Source organism: Agrococcus sp. Marseille-P2731, from assembly GCF_900117395.1.
Classification (GTDB): Bacteria; Actinomycetota; Actinomycetes; order Actinomycetales; family Microbacteriaceae; genus Agrococcus.
On record NZ_FPEG01000002.1, the window covers coordinates 444,051 to 465,941 of the forward strand.

At 71.7% G+C, this 21,891-nt stretch carries 17 protein-coding genes and 1 tRNA gene; 2 read left to right on the top strand and 16 right to left on the bottom strand.

What is annotated here, in order from left to right:
* Positions 1 to 29: 29 nt before the first annotated feature.
* Positions 30 to 1,040 (bottom strand): TIGR03560 family F420-dependent LLM class oxidoreductase, encoded by a 1,011-nt coding sequence (locus BQ6202_RS06055; protein ID WP_072313561.1) that lies wholly within the window; start codon positions 1,038 to 1,040, stop codon positions 30 to 32.
* Between the two features lie 9 nt (positions 1,041 to 1,049).
* Positions 1,050 to 3,671 carry a DNA polymerase I gene (gene polA, locus BQ6202_RS06060; RefSeq protein WP_072313562.1) on the bottom strand — a complete coding sequence of 874 codons (2,622 nt, stop codon included), beginning with the start codon at positions 3,669 to 3,671 and terminating at the stop codon, positions 1,050 to 1,052.
* Positions 3,672 to 3,758: 87 nt separating this feature from the next.
* Here polA and BQ6202_RS06065 point away from each other — a divergent pair, with 87 nt between their 5' ends.
* Complete coding sequence (locus tag BQ6202_RS06065; RefSeq protein ID WP_072313563.1) at positions 3,759 to 4,190, top strand: PaaI family thioesterase; 432 nt, start codon at positions 3,759 to 3,761, stop codon at positions 4,188 to 4,190.
* Positions 4,191 to 4,468: 278 nt separating this feature from the next.
* On the opposite strand, the gene BQ6202_RS06070 is transcribed toward BQ6202_RS06065, so the two are convergent.
* Both BQ6202_RS06070 and BQ6202_RS06075 read right to left on the bottom strand, forming a co-directional pair.
* Positions 4,469 to 5,350: a DUF559 domain-containing protein gene (locus BQ6202_RS06070; RefSeq protein WP_072313564.1), complete on the bottom strand. Its 882-nt coding sequence runs from the start codon at positions 5,348 to 5,350 to the stop codon at positions 4,469 to 4,471.
* 417 nt (positions 5,351 to 5,767) lie between these two features.
* Positions 5,768 to 6,409 (bottom strand): ANTAR domain-containing response regulator, encoded by a 642-nt coding sequence (locus BQ6202_RS06075; protein ID WP_072313565.1) that lies wholly within the window; start codon positions 6,407 to 6,409, stop codon positions 5,768 to 5,770.
* 48 nt (positions 6,410 to 6,457) lie between these two features.
* Here BQ6202_RS06075 and BQ6202_RS06080 point away from each other — a divergent pair.
* Positions 6,458 to 6,539 (top strand) — tRNA-Leu (locus tag BQ6202_RS06080).
* 59 nt (positions 6,540 to 6,598) lie between these two features.
* On the opposite strand, the gene pyk is transcribed toward BQ6202_RS06080, so the two are convergent.
* The 12 genes from pyk to hisF all read right to left on the bottom strand — a co-directional run bounded on the left by pyk (position 6,599) and on the right by hisF (position 21,871).
* Positions 6,599 to 8,089: a pyruvate kinase gene (pyk, locus tag BQ6202_RS06085; RefSeq protein WP_072313566.1), complete on the bottom strand. Its 1,491-nt coding sequence runs from the start codon at positions 8,087 to 8,089 to the stop codon at positions 6,599 to 6,601.
* 108 nt (positions 8,090 to 8,197) lie between these two features.
* Positions 8,198 to 9,652, bottom strand: a complete 1,455-nt coding sequence (locus tag BQ6202_RS06090; protein ID WP_072313567.1) for a glutamate synthase subunit beta — start codon at positions 9,650 to 9,652, stop codon at positions 8,198 to 8,200.
* On the bottom strand, positions 9,645 to 14,210 hold the full coding sequence (gene gltB / locus BQ6202_RS06095) for a glutamate synthase large subunit (protein ID WP_442855760.1): 4,566 nt from the start codon (positions 14,208 to 14,210) through the stop codon (positions 9,645 to 9,647). Before gltB ends, BQ6202_RS06090 begins: the two co-directional genes overlap by 8 nt.
* A 76-nt stretch (positions 14,211 to 14,286) precedes the next feature.
* Positions 14,287 to 15,462: a prolipoprotein diacylglyceryl transferase gene (gene lgt / locus BQ6202_RS06100; RefSeq protein WP_234946135.1), complete on the bottom strand. Its 1,176-nt coding sequence runs from the start codon at positions 15,460 to 15,462 to the stop codon at positions 14,287 to 14,289.
* Positions 15,459 to 16,340 (bottom strand): tryptophan synthase subunit alpha, encoded by an 882-nt coding sequence (gene trpA / locus BQ6202_RS06105; protein ID WP_083587050.1) that lies wholly within the window; start codon positions 16,338 to 16,340, stop codon positions 15,459 to 15,461. The genes lgt and trpA overlap by 4 nt, the downstream gene beginning before the upstream one ends.
* Entirely contained in the window at positions 16,337 to 17,557 is a 1,221-nt protein-coding gene (trpB, locus tag BQ6202_RS06110; RefSeq protein ID WP_072313568.1) for a tryptophan synthase subunit beta, read from the bottom strand. Before trpB ends, trpA begins: the two co-directional genes overlap by 4 nt.
* On the bottom strand, positions 17,554 to 18,342 hold the full coding sequence (trpC, locus tag BQ6202_RS06115) for an indole-3-glycerol phosphate synthase TrpC (RefSeq protein WP_072313569.1): 789 nt from the start codon (positions 18,340 to 18,342) through the stop codon (positions 17,554 to 17,556). Before trpC ends, trpB begins: the two co-directional genes overlap by 4 nt.
* A gap of 2 nt (positions 18,343 to 18,344) precedes the next feature.
* Positions 18,345 to 18,611 carry a DUF6704 family protein gene (locus tag BQ6202_RS15005; protein WP_442855761.1) on the bottom strand — a complete coding sequence of 89 codons (267 nt, stop codon included), beginning with the start codon at positions 18,609 to 18,611 and terminating at the stop codon, positions 18,345 to 18,347.
* 50 nt (positions 18,612 to 18,661) lie between these two features.
* Entirely contained in the window at positions 18,662 to 19,222 is a 561-nt protein-coding gene (locus BQ6202_RS06125) for a Trp biosynthesis-associated membrane protein (protein ID WP_072313570.1), read from the bottom strand.
* Positions 19,219 to 20,781: a chorismate-binding protein gene (locus BQ6202_RS06130; protein ID WP_072313571.1), complete on the bottom strand. Its 1,563-nt coding sequence runs from the start codon at positions 20,779 to 20,781 to the stop codon at positions 19,219 to 19,221. The genes BQ6202_RS06125 and BQ6202_RS06130 overlap by 4 nt, the downstream gene beginning before the upstream one ends.
* Positions 20,778 to 21,119: a phosphoribosyl-AMP cyclohydrolase gene (hisI, locus tag BQ6202_RS06135; protein ID WP_072313572.1), complete on the bottom strand. Its 342-nt coding sequence runs from the start codon at positions 21,117 to 21,119 to the stop codon at positions 20,778 to 20,780. Before hisI ends, BQ6202_RS06130 begins: the two co-directional genes overlap by 4 nt.
* Positions 21,116 to 21,871 (bottom strand): imidazole glycerol phosphate synthase subunit HisF, encoded by a 756-nt coding sequence (gene hisF, locus BQ6202_RS06140; protein WP_072313573.1) that lies wholly within the window; start codon positions 21,869 to 21,871, stop codon positions 21,116 to 21,118. The genes hisI and hisF overlap by 4 nt, the downstream gene beginning before the upstream one ends.
* Positions 21,872 to 21,891: the final 20 nt, after the last annotated feature.

Below are 21,891 nucleotides of genomic sequence, written 5' to 3' on the forward strand. Positions count from 1 at the left end.
AGCCTATGGCCGCCCGGGGCCGGCGCGCGTCAGGCCAGCGCGGGCATGACCTCGCGCTCGAACAGCTCCATGCCGGCGCGGTCGTAGGCGACGTCCGGCATGTAGGCGATGAGCGTGCCGAGCCCCGCCTCGCGCAGCGCGCCGACGTGGTCGATGACCTGCTGCGGCGTGCCGACGACCGCGCCCTTAACCGAGAAGCCGGTGCCGGCATGCGCTGCCGGCATCGCCGCATCCGCCCGCGCGTTCACGCGCTCGACGACGCGCTGCGCCTCGGCCTCGGTGTCGCGCACCACGACGTTGAGGTTGGACGTCAGGCGCACCTCCGCGGGATCGCGACCCTCGCGCGCGAGATGCTCGTGGAGGATGTCGCGCTTGCGCGCGAACTGCTCCGGGCTGCCGCCGAAGTTCGTGGCGTCCGCCCACTTCGCTGCGTAGCGGAGGGTGCGCTTCTCGCCGCCTCCGGCGATCCAGGTGGGGATGCGCGGCTTGCCGTCGCGGCCGACCTGCAGCGGCTGCGGCTGGCAGATCGCGCCGTCGACGGTGAAGGTCTCGGACTCGATCGAGGCCTCGCCCTCGGCCCACAGCCGCTGGATGATCTGGACGCCGTCGCGGAGCGCCGAGATGCGGTCGCCGACGCCCGGGAAGCCGTACCCGTAGGCGCGCCACTCGTGCTCGTACCAGCCGGCGCCGATGCCGAACTCGAGGCGACCACCGGAGATGACGTCGACGGTCGCGGCGACCTTCGCCATGTAGGCGGGGTTGCGGTAGCCCATGCAGGTGCACATCTGCCCGAGCCGCACGCGATGGGTGGATGCCGCGAGGGCGGCCATGAGCGACCAGGCCTCGTGCGTGGCCTCCTGCGTGGGCTGCGGCGTGGTGTGGAAGTGGTCGTAGACCCAGACCGAGTGCCAGCTGCCGGCGTCGGCCGCCTGCGCGACCTCGCGCATCCGCCCCCACTGCTCGGCCGGCGGGATGTCGACGAGGTCGAGGCGCCAACCCTGCGGGACGAACAGGCCGAACTGGAGTGCGTCAGACGTCATGCCATCAGACTAGTGAGCCGCGGCGTCCCAGTTGGGCCCGACGCCGACCTGCACCTCGAGCGGCACGGAGAGCTCGGCAGCGCCGCCCATCTCTGCGCGCACGATCGCCTCGAGCGCCTCGCGCTCGCCGGGGGCGACCTCGAACACGAGCTCGTCGTGCACCTGCAGGAGCATGCGGGAGCCGAGGCCCTCGTCGATGATGCGGCGGTCGATCGCCAGCATCGCGCGCTTGATGATGTCGGCCGCCGAGCCCTGGATGGGCGAGTTGAGCGCCTGCCGCTCGGCGTTCTCGCGGAGCACGCGGTTCGACGACGTGAGGTCGGGGAACGGGCGACGGCGACCGTAGATGGTGGTCGTGTAGCCGTCCTCCTTGGCCTGCATGACGACGCCCCGCAGGTAGTCGCGGATGCCGCCGAAGCGCTGGAAGTAGTCGAGCATGAGCTGCTTGGCCTCGGCCTGGGTGATGCGCAGCTGCTTCGAGAGGCCGAAGGCGCTCAGGCCGTAGGCGAGGCCGTAGCTCATCGCCTTGACCTTCACGCGCTGCAGCGCCGTGACCTCGCTGGGGTCGACGCCGAAGATGCGGCTGCCGACGAAGCGATGCAGGTCCTCCCCGGACAGGAACGCCTCGATGAGCCCCTCGTCGCCCGAGAGGTGCGCCATGATGCGCATCTCGATCTGCGAGTAGTCGGCCGTGAGCAGCGTCTCGAAGCCCTCCCCGTGCACGAAGGCCGAGCGGATCTCGCGGCTCACCTCGGTGCGGACAGGGATGTTCTGCAGGTTGGGATCGTTCGACGAGAGCCTGCCCGATGCCGAGCCGGTCTGGTCGTAGCGGGTGCGGATGCGCCCGTCGTCCTGGATCGCGCGCTGCAGGGTCTCGATGATCTGCGCGAGCTTCGTGGTCTCGCGGTGCTGCAGCAGCAGGCCGAGGAACGGATGCGGGTTGGTCTCCTGCAGGTCGGCGAGCGCCTGCGCGTCGGTCGAGTAGCCCGTCTTCGTCGCACGGGTCTTCGGCATGTCGAGCTCTTCGAAGAGCACCGCCTGCAGCTGCTTCGGGCTGCCGAGGTTCACCTCGTGGCCGATCTCGGCGTAGGCGGCCTCTGCGTGGCCGGCGGCCTGCTCGCGCATCTGGTCGAGGATGCGCTGGAGGACCGCGGCGTCGATCGTCACGCCCTGGCGCTCCATGCGGCACAGCACCGGCATGAGCGGCAGCTCGATGTCGTCGAGCACACCGAGCGTGCCCTCGTCGAGGCGCGGCCGCTGGATGCGCGCGAGCTCGCCCGTGAGCCAGGCGACCGTGCCGAGTTCCTCCGGTGCGATCTCCGGCACGAGCTGGTTCGCGTCCGGCGTCGGGAGCGGGGCGCCGAGCAGCGCCTCGGTCTGCCAGTCGAGCTCGAACGTCTTCGGCGGTGCCGTCGGCGTGGCGAGCCATGCGCCCACGCGCGTGTCGTGCGCTGCGCCGCCCAGCTGCAGCCCGGCGCGGTCGAGGGCCTTGATGGCGAGCTTGACGTCGTGGAGCGCCTTCGGCGCGTCAGAGGCGAGCCAGGCGACGAAGCCGTCGTAGTCGCTCGTGCCGCTCTTGTAGGGCACGTAGGCGCTCGCGCCCTCGGTCGCGACGCCGAAGCCGGCGATGCCACCCAGCCCGTCAGGCGCGATCGAGACGGCGACCATGCCCGTCGCGCGCTCGAGCCAGAGGTCGAGCTCCTCGTCGACCAGCTTCTGCACCGCGGGCGCGTGGACCTCGGGCTCGAGCGACGCCGACGCCTCGCCGCTGCCCTCCTGCTTCAGGACGCGGTCCAGCAGCGTGCGGAACTGCAGCCGCTGGAAGACCTCGCGCAGCGCCGCCTCGTCGACCTTGCCGCGCTCCAGCTCTGCCGGCGAGACCCCGAGGTCGACATCCGTCAGCAGCTTGTTGAGCCGCCGGTTGCGCTCTGCCCGCTCGCGCTGCTCGCGCAGGTTGTTGCCGACCACGCCCTTGATCTCGTCGGCGTGCTCGAGCAGGTTCGCGACGGTGCCGTACTGCGTGATCCACTTGACGGCGGTCTTCTCGCCCACCTTGTCGATGCCGACCAGGTTGTCGCTGGTCTCGCCGACGAGCGCCGCGATCTCCGGGTACTGCTCCGGCTCGATGCCGTAGCGCTCGCGCACGGTCTCCGGCGTGTAGCGCTTGAGCTCCGACACGCCGCGGACCGAGGGGTAGAGCAGGGTGACGTGCTCGTTCACGAGCTGGATGGTGTCGCGGTCTCCCGAGACGACGAACACATCCATGCCCGCCTTCGGCCCCTCGACCGAGAGTGTCGCGAGGATGTCGTCGGCCTCGTAGTCCTCCTTCGAGATGGTGCGCACGCCCATCGCGTGCAGCGCCTCCTCGAGCAGCGGCACCTGGCCCTTGAACTCCTTGGGCGTCTCGTCGCGCGTGCCCTTGTACTCCGGGTACTCCCGGGTGCGGAACGAGAAGCGAGAGATGTCGAACGCCACCGCGAGGTGGGTCGGCTTGTGGTCCTGCAGCAGCTTCAGGAGCATCGACAGGAACCCGTGGATGGCGTTCGTGTGCTGCCCCTCCGAGTTGACGAAGTTCTCCAGCGGGAGGGCGAAGAACGCCCGGAAGGCGAGCGAATGCCCGTCGATGACCATGAGGGTAGGCTTCGTGTCCGACACGGCAGTCAGCCTAGCCCGCACGACCGACACGGCTGCCGACCGCACCGACCGAGCGGAGACCGGATGACCCTGCCCACCGACATCGACGACGCGACGAGAGCGCTGCTCGAGCGCCGCGACGGCAAGCCGGGCGGCCAGCTGGCCGAGGCGATGGGCATCGAGTTCGTGCAGCTCTCGGCCGAGCACTCGATCGCGCGGATGCCCGCTGAGGGCAACAAGCAGCCGGTCGGATACGTGCACGGCGGCGCCTACTGCGTCATCGCCGAGACGCTCGGCTCCGTGAGCGCGAACATCCACGCTGGCGAGGGCCGCTATGCCGTCGGCACCGACCTCAACGCCACCCACACGCGATCGATCCAGAGCGGATGGGTGACGGCTGAGTGCACGGCCCTCCACCTCGGGCGCTCGATGACGGTGCACGAGGTCGTCTGCAGGGATGACGAGGGCCGCCGCGCCTCGACCATCCGCATCACGAACTTCATCAAGACGCGCTGACCGCGTCCAGCGCCGACTGGCGCCTCCCGCGCCTGAGTGGCGCCTCCCGCACCTGGATGGCGCCTCCCGCACCTGGATGGCGCCTCCCGCACCTGAGTGGCGCCTCCCGCACCTGAGCGGCGCCTCCCGCACCTGAGTGGCGCCTCCCGCACCACGAGTGGCGCCTCCCGCACCACGAGTGGCGGCCCCCGCGCCTGAGTGGCGGGTTCCGCGCCCGAGTGGCACCTTTCGCGCCCGCATGGCAGTGCACGCCGAAGGAGAGAGGTCGCGGGCCGGGTTCACGCGGCAGTCCATGCCGCGGAACGTCGGTGCGCGGCGACGATCTCGGCTAGGAGGCGCGCGCCGCCGTCGACCAGGTGCTCCTTCGTGACGGTGATGACGTGCCATCCGGCCGCGCGCAGCTTCTCGAGTCTGGCTTCGTCCCGAGCTCGTTGCAGGGGCTCGGTGTGGTGCTCGCCGTCGTACTCGATGCCGAGCTTCAGGCTCGGCCAAGACAGGTCGAGGCGCGCGATGAAGGCGCCGGACGCGTCGAAGACTCGATGTTGGAGCGTCGGCTCGGGCAGGGATCGGATGACGAGGAGACGCACGAGAGTCTCGCGCGGCGACTCTGACCCGACCCGAACGAGCGAGAGAGCATGCCGCGCGCGGTGGAGCCCGCGTGCCCCCTCGTAGCGACGCAGCGCATCCGCCAGCTCATCGATCGTCAGCGGCGCCCGTCGCTTGGGTGAGACCAGCCAGTCACCGACGACGACCAGCTCCTCGAGCGTCAGCATGGTTGCGAGATGCACGAACGTGTCGGGACGCGACTCGACCCTCAGCCCGTCGATCTCGAGGGTCTCGGACTTGAGCCGATGACCGACCACGCCGGGCCGCTGCATGCGAGCGCGCCCGGTCGGTGAGGCCAGGTGAATGGTGCCCTCGGTCTCGAAGCGGGCGGGCAGCGGCATGCCATGGATGCGAGCCGCCGTGGTGTGCGAGAAGAACTGGTCGTCGATGGCGAGCACGCGAACCGCCTCGAAGAGCGCCCGTGCTGCGTCGCCGATCGCAGCGGTGATGCGCACGCCTCGGGCGGGCGAGGTGAATGCCATCGAACGGAGCTCCGCGGCACTGTAGCCGCGGTCGAGGCCTGCGCTGACGGTGAACCCGTGGGGAGATTCCATGCGTGGCATGGTGCGGGATGCGAACTGTCACCGACTGTCGCGCATCGCCTGGCTGTGGAGGACCCGCGCCGGGATCGAGGCGCCACTCGGGGCGCGGGGGCGTCACTCACACGCGGGGGCGTCACTCACACGCGGGAGGCGCCACTCACACGCGGGAGGCGCCACTCACACGCGGACGCCGCCACTCACGCCCTGGACGCGCCACTCAGACGCGGAAGGCGCCACTCAGACGCGGGAGGCGCCACTCACACGCGGGAGGCGCCACTCACACGCGGGCGGCGCCACTCACACGCGGGAGGCGCCACTCACACGCGGGAGGCGCCACTCACACGCGGGGGGGGGCGCCACTCTGGCGCGGGAGGAGGCGGGCGGGCGGGAGGGCCGGCGCTGGGTGGCGGCGCCGGCGGGCTGCGCGCGCTACTTCTTCTTCGGGTCGAGCTGCTCGATGACGGCCTGCGCGACCTCTGCCATCGTGAGGCGGCGATCCATCGACGCCTTCTGGATCCAGCGGAAGGCCTCGGGCTCAGCCAGCCCCATGCGCTGGTTGAGCAGGCCCTTCGCCCGGTCGACGAGCTTGCGGGTCTCGAAGCGGTCGGCGAGGTCGGCGACCTCCGACTCGAGCGTGCGGATCTGCTCCCAGCGCGCCAGCGCGATCTCGATCGCGGGCAGCAGGTCGTTCTGCGTGAAGGGCTTGACGACGTACGCGAGCGCGCCGGCCTCGCCCGCACGCTCGACGAGCTCCTTCTGGCTGAAGGCGGTGAGCAGCACGACGGGGGCGATCTTCGCGGCGCCGATCTTCTCTGCCGCCGTGATGCCGTCCATCTTCGGCATCTTCACGTCCATGACGATCAGGTCGGGCTTCAGCGCGGTGGCGAGCTCGACGGCCCGCTCGCCGTCGCCGGCCTCGCCGATCACGTCGTAGCCCGCGGCCTGCAGGGTCTCGACGATGTCGAGGCGGATGAGCGACTCGTCCTCGACGACCAGCACCGTGCGAGCGGTGGTGGCGATGGGCGCGTCAGCAGCGTCGAGCTCGGGCTCGGCGAAGAGGTCGTCGTTCATGAGCACTAGCCTAGTCTTCGGAACGGGCGCGGCTCTGCCGTGCCCCGGGCCGGTGTGGCGGAACTGGCAGACGCGGCGCACTCAAACTGCGCTTCCGCAAGGATTGTGGGTTCGAGTCCCACCACCGGTACGCCAGAGCGGCCCGCCCCAAGAAGGGGCGGGCCGCTGCCGTCTCGCGACCGGAGGGCGCTAGCCCTCGGTGGGCGCCGGCGCCGAGTGCAGGACCTCGATGCGCCGCTTGCCGTGATAGGCGGGCGCGGCCTCGGCGTGCACGTCGCCGACGCGGTGCACGCGGATGTCGTTGGTCGAGCCGGAGGTGCCCGGCGGCATGCCGGAGACCACGACGACCTTCTGGCCGACCTCGATCAGCTGCTTGCCGATCAGCACGTCGTCGACCTGGGCGATCATCTCGTCGGTGTGCATGACGCGGTCGACGAGGTGCGTCTGCATGCCCCAGACCATCTGCATCCGGCACTCGATCTCGGGGTCGGGCGTGAACCCGAACGTCGGGATCTGCGTGCGGAGGCGCGACATGCGCCGGGCGGAGTCGCCCGACTCGGTGAACACGACGATCGCGGCGGCATCGACGAACTCCGCCACCTCGAGCGCCGCGAGCGTCACGGCGCCGCCCTGCGTGCGCGGCTTGGTGCCGAGCGGAGGGATGCGCGCGAGGCCGTCCTGCTCGGTCGCGCCGATGATGCGAGCCATCGTCTTGATCGTGGTGATGGCGTGCTTGCCGACGCTCGTCTCGCCCGACAGCATCACGGCATCCGCCCCGTCGAGGATCGCGTTAGCGCAGTCGCTCGCCTCTGCGCGGGTCGGGCGCGGGTTCTCGATCATCGACTCCAGCACCTGGGTGGCGACGATGACCGGCTTCGCCCAGCGGCGCGCCATCTCGACCGCTCGCTTCTGCACCAGCGGCACCTGCTCGAGCGGCAGCTCGACGCCGAGGTCGCCGCGCGCCACCATGATCGCGTCGAACGCGTCGATGATGCCGGGGAGGTTCTCGACCGCCTGCGGCTTCTCGATCTTCGCGACGACGGGCAGCTTCCTGCCCTCCTCCGCCATGATCTCGTGGACGCGCTCGATGTCGCTCGCATCGCGCACGAAGGAGAGCGCGATGATGTCGGCGCCCAGGTCGAGCGCCCAGCGCAGGTCGGACTCGTCCTTCTCGCTCAGCGCCGGCACGTTGACGGCGACGCCGGGCAGGTTGATGCCCTTGTTCGAGCTGACGGGACCGCCGACGACGACCTCCGCGACCACCTCGGTGTCGGTCACTTCGATGGCCCGCAGCGCGATGCGGCCGTCGTCGATGAGGAGGGGATCACCGGGCTTGACGTCGGAGGGCAGGCCCTTGAACGTCGTACCGGCACGCTGCCCGTCACCCTCGATGTCTTCGGTCGTGATGGTGAAGCGCTCGCCCTCGGTCAGCTCGAAGGGGCCGCCGGGGATCTTGCCGAGCCGGATCTTCGGGCCCTGCAGGTCGACCAGGATGCCGACCGGCATGCGCAGCTCGTCGGAGGCGCGGCGGATGTTCGCGTACACCTCCTCGTGCACGCTTCTGTCTCCATGGCTCAGGTTCATGCGCGCGACGTTCACGCCGGCCGCGATCGCGGCCTTCGTGCTCTCGTAGCCGGCAAGGGCCGGCCCCCACGTCGCGACGATCTTGGCTCGTCTCACAGTCACTCGCTTTCGTCATCGCGCCGCCTGGGTGGGTTCGGCACGAACGGTTCCATCCTGCCAGGCGAGCGCCCGCGCGTCGCACCTGAGATCTCGCTGGCGCGCCGCCTATGCCGCCATGAAGGGACGATCGGTCGCCTTGACGGGCGCCGGCAGCTCGCTCGATCCCTCGAGGTAGGTGTCGACGGCGGCTGCGGCTGCGCGGCCCTCGGCGATCGCCCAGACGATGAGCGATGCGCCGCGGCCGGCGTCGCCGGCGACGAAGACGCCGGGCCTGTCGGTCGAGAAGTCAGCGCGGCGCTGCGGCAGGCCGCGCTCGAACGGGACCTGCAGCGCGTCGCCGATCGACGCATCCGCCCCCGTGAAGCCGAGCGCGAGGAGCACGAGGTCCGCGGGGATCTCGCGCTCGGTGCCGGCCTTCGGTCGACGGGTGCCGTCGACCATCTCGGTCTCGGCGATCCGGAGCGCGCGCACCTCGCCGGAAGCGTTCGACACGAACTCCACGGTCGACGCGAGGTAGTGGCGCTCGCCGCCCTCCTCGTGGCTCGACTGCATCTCGAAGAGGTTCGGGTGCACCGGCCAGGGCTGGTGCTCGGGCCGCTCGCTGGGCGGCTGCACGCCGATCGCGAGGTTCGTCACCGAGAGGGCGCCCTGGCGGTGCGCCGTGCCGATGCAGTCGGCGCCGGTGTCGCCGCCGCCGAGCACCACGACGTGCTTGCCGGCTGCGGTGATCTGGTTGGCGACCTGGGTGCCGGCGACCGCGCGGTTCTGCTGCACGAGGTACTCCATCGCCAGGTGCACGCCGGCGAGCTCGCGCCCGGGGATCTCGAGCTCGCGGGCCTCGGGCGCACCGGTCGCGACGACGACCGCGTCGAAGCGGTCCGCGAGGTCCTCCCAGCTGAGGTCGCGGCCGATCTCCACACCGGCGCGGAAGCGCGTGCCCTCCGCCTGCATCTGGGCGAGCCGCGCCTCGAGCGTGCGCTTCTCGAGCTTGAAGTCGGGGATGCCGTAGCGCAGGAGCCCGCCGATGCGATCGTCGCGCTCGTAGACGGCGACGGTGTGGCCGGCGCGCGTCAGCTGCTGCGCGGCGGCGAGCCCCGCGGGGCCGGAGCCGACCACGGCGACCGTCTTGCCGGTCAGCCGGGCGGGCGGGTGCGGCTCGGTCCAGCCGTTCGCGAAGGCCTCGTCGGCGATCGTCTGCTCGATCGACTTGATCGTCACGGCGGGCTGGTTGATGCCCAGCACGCACGACGACTCGCAGGGCGCGGGGCACAGGCGCCCGGTGAGCTCCGGGAAGTTGTTCGTCGCGTGCAGGCGGTCGCTCGCGGCCCGGCCCTCGCCGCGCCACGTGAGGTCGTTCCACTCCGGGATGAGGTTGCCGAGCGGGCAGCCCTGGTGGCAGAACGGCACGCCGCAGTCCATGCAGCGCCCCGCCTGCCGCTTGAGCACGGCCTTGTCGCCCGGCTCGCCGATCTCGCGCCAGTCGAGGATGCGGACGGGCACGGGTCGCTTCTTCGGAAGCTCTCGCTCCGTCACCTTCAGGAATCCACGAGGATCAGCCACCGGTCACCTCCAGGATCTTGCGCCAGATGTTGTCGGAGTCGGGGTCGACCCCCTGCTGCTCGGCATCGAGCCTGATGTCTCGCACCATGGCCCAGTCGCGCGGCACGAGCTTCGAGAAGCGCGCGAGCCCCTCGGCCAGCAGCCGCTCGGCGACCGCGGAGCCGGTCAGCTCGACGTGCCGCTCGAGGATCGCGCGCAGCTCGATCGCGTCCTCCTCGGTGAGCGGGTCGACCCGCAGCTCGCCCTGGTGGAAGGAGTCCTGGTTGAGCAGGCGCCGGTCGAGGTCGAGGATGTAGGCGCTGCCGCCGGACATGCCCGCGCCGATGTTGCGCCCGGTCGGGCCGAGGATGACGGCGGTGCCGCCCGTCATGTACTCGAGCGCGTGGTCGCCGACGCCCTCGCACACGGCGGTCGCGCCGGAGTTGCGCACCAGGAAGCGCTCGCCGACGACCCCGCGCAGGTAGAGCTCGCCGCTCGTCGCGCCGTAACCGATGACGTTGCCGGCGATCACGTTGTGCTCGGCGACGAGCGCGGCGTCAGCCGGCGGCCGCACGGTGATGAGTCCGCCGGAGAGCCCCTTGCCGACGTAGTCGTTCGCGTCGCCGTGCAGCCGCAGCGCGATGCCGCGCGGCACGAAGGCGCCGAGCGACTGGCCGGCCGAGCCGCGCAGCGTCAGGTCGACGGTGCCGGGCTCGAGCCCTGCGGCGCCGGCCCGGAGCGTGACGGCGTTGCCGAGCATCGTGCCGAGCGCACGGTCGGTGTTCGCGATGTCGAGGTCGAGCACGAGCCGCTCCCCCGCGTCGAGCGCTCGCTCGAGCTCTGGCAGCAGCCTCGTGTCGAGCTGCTGCTCGAGCTCATGGTCCTGCTCGGTCATCCGGCGGGGGGCGCCCTGCGCAGCTGCCGGTGGTGTGAGCACGCGCGCGAGGTCGAGCCCCGCGGCCTTCCAGTGCTCGACCGCCGGGTCGATGTCGAGCAGGTCGGAGCGCCCGATGGCCTCGTCGATCGTGCGCAGGCCCAGCTCGGCCAGCTGCTCGCGCACCTGCTGCGCGAGGAACTCGAAGAACTGCACCACGAACTCCGGCTTGCCGGTGAAGCGCTCGCGCAGCGCCGGGTTCTGGGTCGCGACGCCCACCGGGCACGTGTCGAGGTGGCAGACGCGCATCATGATGCAGCCGGAGACCACGAGCGGGGCCGTGGCGAAGCCGAACTCCTCGGCCCCCAGCAGCGCGCCGATGATGACGTCGCGGCCGGTCTTCAGCTGCCCGTCGACCTGCACGCTCACCCGCTCGCGCAGGCCGTTCATCATGAGCGTGTGCTGCGTCTCGGCGAGACCGATCTCCCACGGCGTGCCCGCGTGCTTGAGCGAGTTCAGCGGGCTCGCACCGGTGCCGCCGTCGTGGCCGGAGACCAGCACGACGTCGGCCTTGGCCTTCGCGACGCCCGCGGCGACCGCGCCGATGCCAGACTGCGAGACGAGCTTCACGTGCACACGAGCGGATGCGTTGGCGCGCTTCAGGTCGAAGATCAGCTGCTTGAGATCCTCGATCGAGTAGATGTCGTGGTGCGGCGGGGGCGAGATGAGGCCGACACCCGCGGTCGCGTGCCGAGTGCGCGCCACCCACGGGTAGACCTTGCCTGGCGGCAGCTGCCCGCCCTCGCCGGGCTTCGCGCCCTGCGCCATCTTGATCTGGATGTCGTCCGCGTGCGTGAGGTACATGCTCGTCACGCCGAAGCGCCCGGAGGCGACCTGCTTGATCGCGCTGCGGCGCTCGGGGTCGAGGAGCCGGTCGACGTCCTCGCCACCCTCACCGGTGTTCGACTTCGCGCCCAGGCGGTTCATCGCGATCGCCAGCGTCTCGTGCGCCTCCTGCGAGATGGAGCCGTAGCTCATCGCGCCGGTGGAGAAGCGCTTGACGATCTCGCTGATCGGCTCGACCTCGTCGATCGGGATCGGCGTCGTCACGTCGGTGCGGAACCGCATGAGCCCCCGCAGCGTCTTCAGCTCCACCGCCTGGTCGTCGACGAGGCGCGCGTAGTCCTGGAACACCTCGTAGCGCCCCGTGCGGGTCGCGTGCTGCAGCTTGAAGACCGTCTCGGGGTTGAACAGGTGCGGCGCGCCGTCGCGGCGCCACTGGTACTCGCCGCCCGTCGCGAGCCGCTCGTGCGCGAACGGCGCGCGCTCGTCGGGGTAGGCGGCGCGGTGCCGCATCCGGTTCTCCTCGGCGATCACGGCAAGGCCGATGCCGCCCAGCGGCGAGTGCGTGCCGGTGAAGTAGCGGTCGACGAGCTCCTGCGAGAGTCCGACCGCCTCGAAGGCCTGGGCGCCGCCGTAGGAGCCGACGGTCGAGATGCCCATCTTCGACATGATCTTCGTCACGCCCTTGCCGAGCGCCTTGATGAGGTTGCGCACGGCGGTCTCGACGTCGGCGCCCAGCTGGCCGGAGAGCGCGAGCTGCTCGGCCGTCTCCATGGCGAGGTAGGGGTTGATGGCGCTCGCGCCGTAGCCGATCAGCAGCGCGACGTGGTGCACCTCGCGCACGTCGCCGGCCTCGACGACGATCCCGACGCGCATGCGCGTGGATGCGCGGATCAGGTGGTGGTGCACGGCGCTCGTCATGAGCAGGGTCGGGATGGGGGCGAGCTGGTCGGTCGAGTCGCGGTCGGAGAGGATGACGTACTGCGCACCGTCGACGATCGCCTCGTCCACCTCCCGACACATCTCGGCGAGCCGCGCCTCCATGGCGTCCGGCCCGGCATCCACGCGGTAGAGGCCCTTCACGACGACGGTGCGGCGCGAGCCGGGGGTGCGGTCGATGGAGCGGATCTTGGCGAGGGCGTCGTTGTCGATCACCGGGAAGTCGAGGATGATCTGGCTCGCGTGGGAGGGCGTCGCCGTCAGCAGGTTGCGGACGGGGCCGAGCCCCATGGTCATGCTCGTCACGATCGACTCCCGCAGCGAGTCGAGCGGCGGGTTCGTCACCTGCGCGAAGGCCTGCGTGAAGTAGTCGAAGAGCAGCCGCGGGCGCTCGGCGAGCACGGCGATCGGGGTGTCGGAGCCCATCGCGCCGAGCGGCTCAGCGCCGGTCTTCGCCATCGGGGCGATGAGGATCTTCACCTCCTCCTCGGTGTAGCCGAAGGTGCGCTGGCGGCGCGTGACCGAGGCGGCGGTGTGCGCGACGTGCTCGCGCTCGGGCAGGTCGGCGAGGTGGATGCGGCTCGACTCGAGCCATTCGCCCCACGGCTGCATGCCGGCGAGGTCGCGCTTCACCTCGTCGTCGGGCACGATGCGCCCTGCCTCGGTGTCGATCAGGAAGAGCACGCCGGGCTGCAGGCGGCCTCGCCGCACCACGCGGCTCGGCTCGATCGGCAGCACGCCCGTCTCCGAGGCGAGCACGACGAGCCCATCCGAGGTCTCGAGCCAGCGGCCAGGGCGCAGGCCGTTGCGGTCGAGCGTGGCGCCCACGAGCGAGCCGTCGGTGAAGCTGATCGCCGCCGGGCCGTCCCACGGCTCCATGAGCAGCGAGTGGTACTCGGCGAAGTCGCGCAGCTCCTGCGGCATGTCCGGCTGGTTCTCCCACGCCGGGGGCACCATCATCGCGATGGCGTGCGGCAGCGAGCGGCCGGCGAGGGTCAGCAGCTCGAGCACCTCGTCGAACGAGGCGGAGTCGCTCATGCCGGGCGTGACGATGGGCTTGAGGGGCCGCAGGTCGCCCAGCAGCTCGCTCGCCAGCTGCGACTCTCGCGCCGCCATCCAGTTGCGGTTGCCCTCGACGGTGTTGATCTCGCCGTTGTGCGCGATCATGCGCAGCGGCTGCGCGAGCGGCCAGGAGGGGAAGGTGTTCGTCGAGTAGCGCGAGTGGACGATCGCGAGCTTCGTCTGGAAGCGCTCGTCGGAGAGGTCGGGGTAGAAGGGCTCGAGCTGGAGCGTCGTCACCATGCCCTTGTAGGTGATGGTGCGGCTCGACAGCGACGGCAGGTACTCCCCCAGCTCGCGCTCGATGCGCTTGCGCAGGCGCCAGGTGAGGCGGTCGAGCTCGATGCCGGTCGTCGGGCCGTTGGCGCCCGTGACGAAGAGCTGGTGGATGGCCGGCATGGCCGCGCGGGCGAGCGTGCCGAGCGCCTCGGGTGCCGTGGGCACCTCGCGCCACCCGAGCACGCGCAGTCGCTCCTGGCCGGCGAGCTCCCAGATGCGGTCCTGGACGCGCTCGCGCTCCACGACGTCCAGCGGCAGGAACGCGAGGCCGGCCGCGTAGGTGCCCGCCGCTGGCAGGTCGAAGCCCACCACGGCCCGCAGGAACGCATCCGGCATCTGCGTCAGGATGCCGGCGCCGTCACCGGTGCCCGCGTCCGAGCCGACCGCGCCGCGGTGCTCGAGGTTGCGCAGGGCGTCGAGCGCCAGCGCGACGATGTCGTGGCCCGCCGTGCCGCGCGTCGTGGCGACCATCGCCAGGCCGCACGAGTCGCGCTCGTGCCTCGGGTCGTACATCCCGGAGGCGTCCGGCAGGCCGAGGTCCCGCGAGGTGAAGGCTCCGTTCGAGCGATCGCTGATGGTACGCATCATGCTCCTGTGCTGTGCTGCTTGCGTTCGGAGCGGGACACCGTCGGCCCGCAAGCGCGCTGGGGAGCGCGCGGTGCTACGTGGTTGCGGCCGCGGGTTGTGCGGCGGGATCCTCTGCATCGTCCTGGGTGCGGGACTCGGGGAGATCCGTGTAGGTCTCCGAGTCTACGCCCTCTTCGGCACCGGGCTCGCGCCCCGGCATCCACGGCGACGGCTCGAGCCCCGGGTGCCGCCTGGTCTGCACCACCCAGACGATCGCGCCGATCGCGATCGCGAGGAAGGCCATCCAGACGTTCGTGCGGATGCCGAGGAGGAGCTCTGACGGGTCGAGGCGGATGGTCTCGAAGACGGAGCGGCCCAGTCCGTACCAGATGAGGTAGAGCGCGATCAGGCGTCCCCACTGCACGTCGCGCTTGCGGTCGAGCCACAGGAGCACGGCGGCGCCGAGCAGGTTCCAGACGATCTCGTACGCGAACGTGGGGTGGAAGAGCGTCTCGGCGGGCAGGCCGACCGGGAACGAGGGGTTCGTCGCCTCGATCTCGAGGCCCCACGGGAGGTCGGTCGGCTGGCCGAAGAGCTCGTGGTTGAACCAGTTGCCGAGCCGGCCGAAGGCCTGCGCGATGAGCAGGCCGGGTGCGAGCGCGTCGACGAAGGTCGAGAAGCGCAGGCCCGTGAAGCGGCAGCCGATCCAGATGCCGACCGCACCACCGATGAGGGCGCCGAAGATCGCGATGCCGCCCTCCCAGATGTAGAAGGCCGTCATCGGGTCGCGGCCAGCGCCGAAGTAGTCGTCGGGATGCGTCACCACGTGGAAGACGCGCGCGGCGGCGATGCCGAGGAGCACGGCCCAGACCGCGATGTCGATGACGTAGCCGGACTCCACGCCGCGCTGGCGGAGGCGGAAGCCGGTGAGCACCGTGGCGATGAGGATGCCGGCCAGGATGCACAGCGCATAGGTCTGGATGCCCCAGCCGGGCCCGACGATGCGGAGCAGGAAGCCGACCGCGACGCCGAAGAGCAGGCTCATCGCGAGCGTCCAGAGGGCGTCCTTGCGGGTCAGCGTGCCGCGCACCAGCCAGATGGCGAGCACCACGACCGTGATGATGACGCCCAGCACGAGGCCGACGAGCACGGCGCCGAGCACGGAGCCCTGGATGAGCGGCATGACGCCGATCGCCTCCAGCCACTGGCCGATGGGGACCTGCTGCCACTCGGGGCTGGGGCTTGGGATGCTCTGGAAGAGGCTGGTCACGCTGAGGTGCCCTTTCGTGCTGAGGCCGGCGAGGCCGGGGCTGCTGGGCCGTCGTCGAGTGTACCCAGGACGAGCGACGCGGCGAGCTCGCGGACCGCGGGCACGCCCCCGTCGCCGAGCGCGCGCACGAGGGCCGAGCCGACGATCGCGCCGTCGGCGTAGTCGAGCACCTGCCGCACGTGGTCGCCGGTGGAGATGCCCACGCCGACGCAGCGCAGCGTGTCGCGGCCGAGCGCAGCCGAGCGCGCCGCGATGCGGTCGGCGAGCGCGCTCGCCGCCTGGTCGACATCCTGCCTGGTGCCCGTCGTACCCATGGTCGAGACCGTGTAGACGAAGCCGCGGGACGCCTGGATCACGGCGTCGAGGCGCGCGTCGGAGGATGATGGCGCGGCGAGGAAGACGCGGTCGAGGCCGTGCCGCTCTGCCGCGGCGAGCCACTCGCCGGCGTTCTCCGGGGTGAGGTCCGGCGTGATGAGGCCCGCGCCGCCCGCAGCCGCGAACCGCTCGGCGAAGCGCTCGACGCCGTAGCGCAGCACCGGGTTCCAGTAGGTCATCACCAGGATCGGGACGTCCGTGCGGGCCGTGATGGCCTCGATCGCGGTGAAGAGCTCGTCGAGGCGGAAGCCGCGGGCGAGCGTCGCCTGCGTCGCCGCCTGGATCACCGGGCCGTCCATGCCCGGGTCGCTGTAGGGGACGCCCAGCTCGATCGCCGTGAAGCCGGCGTCGGCGAGCGCCACGACCGCCTCGACGCAGGTCTCGAGATCCGGGTACCCGGCCGGGAGGTAGCCGATGAGCGCGCGGCTGCCCGCGTCGCGGACGGCGCGCTCGGTGCGACTCGGGGCCGCCTCCGTCGCGTGCTCGTGTGCCAGCTCGGTCACTGCTGCTGCGCTCCCTCGTCGAGCACCTCGAACCACCGGCCGGCGGTCGCCACATCCTTGTCCCCGCGCCCGGAGAGCGAGACGAGCAGCGTCGAGCCCGGGTGCTCCTCGGCGAGCCGCAGGGCGCCGGCGATGGCGTGCGCCGACTCGATCGCGGGGATGATGCCCTCGGCCCGCGTCAGGGCGAGGAAGGCCTCCATCGCCTCGCTGTCGCTGACCGGCAGGTACTCGGCGCGCCCGAGGTCGTGCAGCCACGCGTGCTCGGGGCCCACGCCCGGGTAGTCGAGGCCGGCCGAGATCGAGTGCGACTCGAGCGTCTGCCCGTCCTCGTCCTGCAGCAGGTAGGTGCGCATGCCGTGCAGCAGCCCCGGCGCGCCCCGCTCGATCGAGAGCGCGTGCTGCTCGGTGTCGGCGCCGTCGCCGGCGGCCTCGAGCCCGATCAGGCGCACATCGGCGTCGTCCAGGAAGGCGTGGAAGATGCCCATGGCGTTCGAGCCGCCGCCCACGCACGCGAGCACCGCATCCGGCAGGCCGCCCGTGAGGGCGATCGTCTGCTCGCGGGCCTCGTCGCCGATCGCCCGGTGGAAGTCGCGCACCATCTCGGGGAACGGGTGCGGGCCCGCGACCGTGCCCATCAGGTAGTGCGTGGTGTCGACGTTGGCCACCCAGTCGCGGAGGCCCTCGTTGATGGCGTCCTTGAGGGTGCGCGAACCGCTCGTCACCGGCACGACCGTCGCGCCCAGCAGCCGCATCCGGGCCACGTTGAGCGCCTGGCGCTCGGTGTCGACCTCGCCCATGTAGACGACGCATTCCATGCCGAACAGCGCAGCCGCCGTCGCCGTTGCGACGCCGTGCTGGCCCGCGCCCGTCTCGGCGATCAATCGCGTCTTGCCGAGCCGCTGGGCGACGAGCGCCTGGCCGAGCACGTTGTTGATCTTGTGGCTGCCGGTGTGGTTGAGGTCCTCGCGCTTCAGCAGGATGCGCGCGCCCGCGCGCTCGCTGAGCCGCGACGCCTCGGTGAGCAGCGAGGGGCGACCGGTGTAGTCGCGCGAGAGGCGCTGGAACTCGGCCTGGAACGCGGGATCGGTCCTGCACTCCTCGTAGCAGGTGGCGAGCTCGTCGATGGCGGCCATGAGCGGCTCGGGCATGAACACCCCGCCGAAGTCGCCGAACCAGGGTCCGCGGTGGTCGCGGAGCGATGCGGTGTCAGCGGTCATGAAGCCCTCCCGAACTCTGCGACGCGCGACTCGGGGTCGCCGTCGGTGACGAGCGCCTCGCCGACCAGCACCGCATCCGCCCCGTCCCGCCGGTAGCGGGCGACGTCGTCGACGCTGCGCACGCCCGACTCTGCGACCGCGACGGTACCGGCCGGGATGCGCGCGCGCAGCTCGGCGAAGCGCTCCGGATGCATGGTGAAGGTCTTGAGGTCGCGGGTGTTGACGCCCAGGATGCGTGCCTCGGCCTCGAGTGCAGCATCGATCTCGCGCTCGTCGTGGACCTCGACGAGCACCGAGAGGCCGAGGTCGGTGGCGAAGCGGTGCAGCTGGGCGAGCCGCTGCGGCGTGAGCGCGGCGACGATCAGCAGCGCGAGGTCGGCCCCGAAGGCGCGCGCCTCGAGCAGCTGGTACTCGTCGGCGATGAAGTCCTTGCGGAGCACCGGGATGCCGACCCGCTCGCGCACGGCGCGCAGGTCGTCGAGGCTGCCGAGGAAGCGTCGCTCCTCGGTCAGCACGCTGATCACGCTCGCGCCGCCCGCCTCGTAGCTGGCGGCCAGGGCTGCGGGCTCCGGGATGTCAGCGAGCGCGCCCTTCGAGGGGCTCGCGCGCTTCACCTCGGCGATGATGTGCGGGCCGTCGGAACCGGGCTTCTGCGCAGCGAGGATCGCGACGGCGTCGAGCGGCTGCCGGGCGGCGTGCGCCAGCGATTCGAGGCGATCGAGCGAGACCTGCTCGCGTCGCCGAGCGGCGTCCTCGAGCGCTCCCTCTGTGAGCGCGTCGAGCACGCTCAGTGGTCCTGCGGGCCGAGTCCGGCCTTGACCAGGATCGGCCACAGGATGGCGCCGACGAGCAGCAGGGCGCCGGAGGCCCACACGAGCATCGGCATGTCGAGGAAGAAGAACAGCGTGCCGGCCGAGACGGCGATGAGCATGACGATCACGCTGATCCATGCGGCCTTCGAGTCGCCGTGGCCCGGGTCGACGAATCGCGGGTCGTAGTCGGCGACGTGCAGCTGGGTGGAGTGGTCCTCGCTGATGCCGTTGCGTGCGTTCACGATGCTCCTCGGGTCGATCTCAGGGCGCACTGGCGCGCCACGGGTCCAGTCTACCGAGTCGGATCCTCGCCGTCGTCCATGACATCCCATGCGAGCCCGGATCCGCCGCGCTCGTAGCGGGCCGTGCGGGCGGCGCGTGCCGGCCACCGGTGCGACGTGGCGAGCACCCAGGCGCCCGCGGCGACAGCGAGCGCCCCCGCCGCGAGCCCGGCGTCCGGCCAGCCGCTCGCCGTCAGCCGCACGACCTCGGAGGCGTGCCCGGCACCGGCGAGCCCCGTGGCCTCAGCCACGAGCGCGTCGAGCGCGGTGGGCACCTCGCCGCGCGCGCCGAGCGTCGTCGCGATCGCCGCGCCGCCGAGCACCAGCGCGAGCACCCCGAGCACCCAGCGCCAGATGCGGCCGGCGAGCGGCAGCACGAGAGCGAGCGCGGCGCACGCGAAGGACGTCATGGTGAGCCCAGGGGCGAGCTGCTGCCCCGCTGCCGCGAGCGTGCGGCCGTCGACGAGCTCGACGCTCCCCCACGGCTGCGTCGCGGCGAGGAGCCCGAGCGCTGCGGCCAGCAGCAGGCCGACCGCGGCGATCGAGCGGCCGCGCGCGACGAGCCTGGTCACGTGCCGGCCTGCGCGTCGCGGGTGTTCCGCATCGAGGATGCGACCGCGACGGCTCGCAGCGGCGCCGCGGCCTTGCTCCGCACCTCCTGCAGCTCGGTCTCGGGATCGCTGTCGGCGACGAGCCCGGCGCCGGACTGCACGTGGGCGACGCCGTCGCGCATGGTGACGGTGCGGATCGCGATCGCGAGATCCGCATCCCCCGCCAGGTCGAGCCATCCGACGACCCCGCCGTAGACGCCCCGCTGCGCGCTCTCGAGCTCGTCGATCAGCTCGAGCGCCCGCGGCTTCGGCGCCCCGGAGAGCGTGCCGGCCGGGAAGGTCGCGCGGAAGGCGTCGACCGCGGAGGCATCCGGCCGCATCTCGCCCTCGACGGTCGAGACGATGTGCATGATGTGGCTGAAGCGCTCGATCGCCATCAGCTCGGTCACCGCGACCGTGCCCGCCCGGCACACCTTCGAGAGGTCGTTGCGGGCGAGGTCGACGAGCATGACGTGCTCGCTGCGCTCCTTGGGGTCGGCGAGCAGGTCGTCGGCGAGGTCGCGATCGGCGTTGGCGTCGGCCCCGCGCGGCCGGCTGCCGGCGATCGGATGCATCGTGGCACGGCCGTCGTGGACGGTCACGAGCGCCTCGGGGCTCGACCCGACGACGGCGTAGGGCTCGCCATCGGCCGTCTCCAGGCTCAGCAGGTAGAGGTAGGGCGAGGGGTTCAGCACCCGCAGCGCGCGGTACACCTCGAGCGGAGCTGCGTCGGTGGGCAGGTCGAACCGGGTCGAGAGCACGACCTGGAAGACGTCGCCGTCGACGATGTGGCGCTTGGAGGCATCCACCATGCCGCGGAACTCGTCGGCGCTGACGCGGGCGGTCGCCTCGGGCTGCGCCTCGCGGTCGAGCACGGCGATCGAGCCGGGCGCAGCCGCCGTCAGCTGCTCCTCCAGCGCATCGAGCCGCGCCTGCGCGTCGCGCCACAGCGCATCCGCGCCTGCGCCGTCGTTCAGCACGTTGGCCACGAGGTGCGCGCTGCCCGTGCGGTGGTCGAGCACGACCATCGTCGAGACGAGCTGCATGGCGATCGCGGGCACGTCGACCTCGCGCGCCGGCGCGTGCGGCAGCCGCTCGATCTCGCGCACCGCCTCCCAGCCGATGTGGCCGACGAGCCCGCTCGTGAGGCGAGGCAGGCCGGGGATGCGCGGGGTCGCCCAGCGGCGCAGCACGTGCTCGACCGTCGCGAGCCCGCCCTCGGGCGCGTCGTCGCCGAGCAGGCGCTCGGCCGAGACGTGCTCGGAGCGCCACGAGACCGTGCCGCGATCGGCGGTCAGCTGGCCGAAGGATGCGACGCCGACGAAGGAGTAGCGGTTCCAGACGCCTTGCTGCGCCGACTCGAGCAGGAAGCTGCCGGCGCGGCCGCCGGTGAGGCGGCGGTAGACGCCGACGGGCGTCTCGGCGTCGAGGAACACCTCGCGCACGACCGGCACGACGCGGTGCTCGGCGAGCAGCGCGTCGAAGGCAGTGCGGGCGCTCGCGTGCGCGTCGGCCTGCGCGCCCCGCTGCTCGGCCGTCACGCCGGCACCTGGATCTGGATGGGCGTGAAGAAGCACGAGCGCGCACCGGTGTGGCATGCGGGGCCGGACTGGTCGACGCGGATCAGCACCGCGTCGCCGTCGCAGTCGATCGCGATCGAGCGCGGCACCTGCGTGTTGCCGGAGGTGTCGCCCTTGCGCCAGTACTCCTGCCGGGAGCGCGACCAGAACGTCACGCGGCCCTCGCTGGCGGTGCGGCGCAGCGCCTCGTCGTCCATGTAGCCGACCATGAGCACCTCGCCCGTGGTGTCGTCCTGGATCACCGCGGCCACGAGGCCCTCGGCGTCCTTCTTGAGCTGCGGCATGCTGTCTGTGCTCATCGGACCGTCACCCCTGCTTCGCGCATCGCTTCCTTGACCTCGCCGATCGTGCACTGCCCGGTGTGGAAGATGCTCGCCGCGAGCACCGCATCCGCCCCCGCCTCGACCGCCGGCGCGAAGTGCGCCGGCTCGCCGGCGCCCCCGGAGGCGATCACCGGCGTGGTGGCGGCGGCGCGCACGAGGCGCAGCAGCTCGAGGTCGAAGCCCTGCTTCGTGCCGTCCGCGTCGATCGAGTTGACGAGCAGCTCGCCCACCCCTCGCGACACGGCCTCCTCAGCCCAGCGGATGGCGTCGAGGCCCGCACCGCGGGAGCCGCCGTGCGTCGTGACCTCGAAGCCGCTCGGCATCGCGGCCCGGCGGACGTCGAGCGAGAGCACGAGCACCTGCGAGCCGAAGTCGGCGACGATGCGATCGATCAGCCCAGGGTCGCGGATCGCGGCGGAGTTGACGCCCACCTTGTCGGCGCCGTGGGCGAGCAGCCGCGCGACGTCGTCACGGCTGCGCACGCCGCCGCCGACCGTGAGCGGGATGAAGATCTGCTCGGCGCAGCGCTCGACCACGTCGAGCATCGTGCCGGCATCCTCGACGGTCGCCTTCACGTCGAGGAAGGTCAGCTCGTCCGCGCCCTGCTCTGCGTAGCGCGCGGCGAGCTCGACCGGGTCGCCCTGGTCCGTGAGGCCCTGGAACCGCACGCCCTTGACGACCCTGCCGTGCGCGACGTCGAGGCACGGAATGACTCGGGTGGCGAGCATCGGGACTCTCCTGTCTCGGC

What these genes read in the sequence shown, in the direction of transcription:
- BQ6202_RS06055 (WP_072313561.1), bottom strand. Translation starts at nt 1,040, where the DNA reads ATGACGTCTGACGCACTCCAGTTCGGCCTGTTCGTCCCGCAGGGTTGG.
- hisF (WP_072313573.1), bottom strand. Translation starts at nt 21,871, where the DNA reads ATGCTCGCCACCCGAGTCATTCCGTGCCTCGACGTCGCGCACGGCAGG.
- polA (WP_072313562.1), bottom strand. Translation starts at nt 3,671, where the DNA reads ATGGTCATCGACGGGCATTCGCTCGCCTTCCGGGCGTTCTTCGCCCTC.
- hisI (WP_072313572.1), bottom strand. Translation starts at nt 21,119, where the DNA reads ATGAGCACAGACAGCATGCCGCAGCTCAAGAAGGACGCCGAGGGCCTC.
- BQ6202_RS06070 (WP_072313564.1), bottom strand. Translation starts at nt 5,350, where the DNA reads ATGGAATCTCCCCACGGGTTCACCGTCAGCGCAGGCCTCGACCGCGGC.
- BQ6202_RS06065 (WP_072313563.1), top strand. Translation starts at nt 3,759, where the DNA reads ATGACCCTGCCCACCGACATCGACGACGCGACGAGAGCGCTGCTCGAG.
- BQ6202_RS06075 (WP_072313565.1), bottom strand. Translation starts at nt 6,409, where the DNA reads ATGAACGACGACCTCTTCGCCGAGCCCGAGCTCGACGCTGCTGACGCG.
- trpB (WP_072313568.1), bottom strand. Translation starts at nt 17,557, where the DNA reads ATGACCGCTGACACCGCATCGCTCCGCGACCACCGCGGACCCTGGTTC.
- gltB (WP_442855760.1), bottom strand. Translation starts at nt 14,210, where the DNA reads ATGCGTACCATCAGCGATCGCTCGAACGGAGCCTTCACCTCGCGGGAC.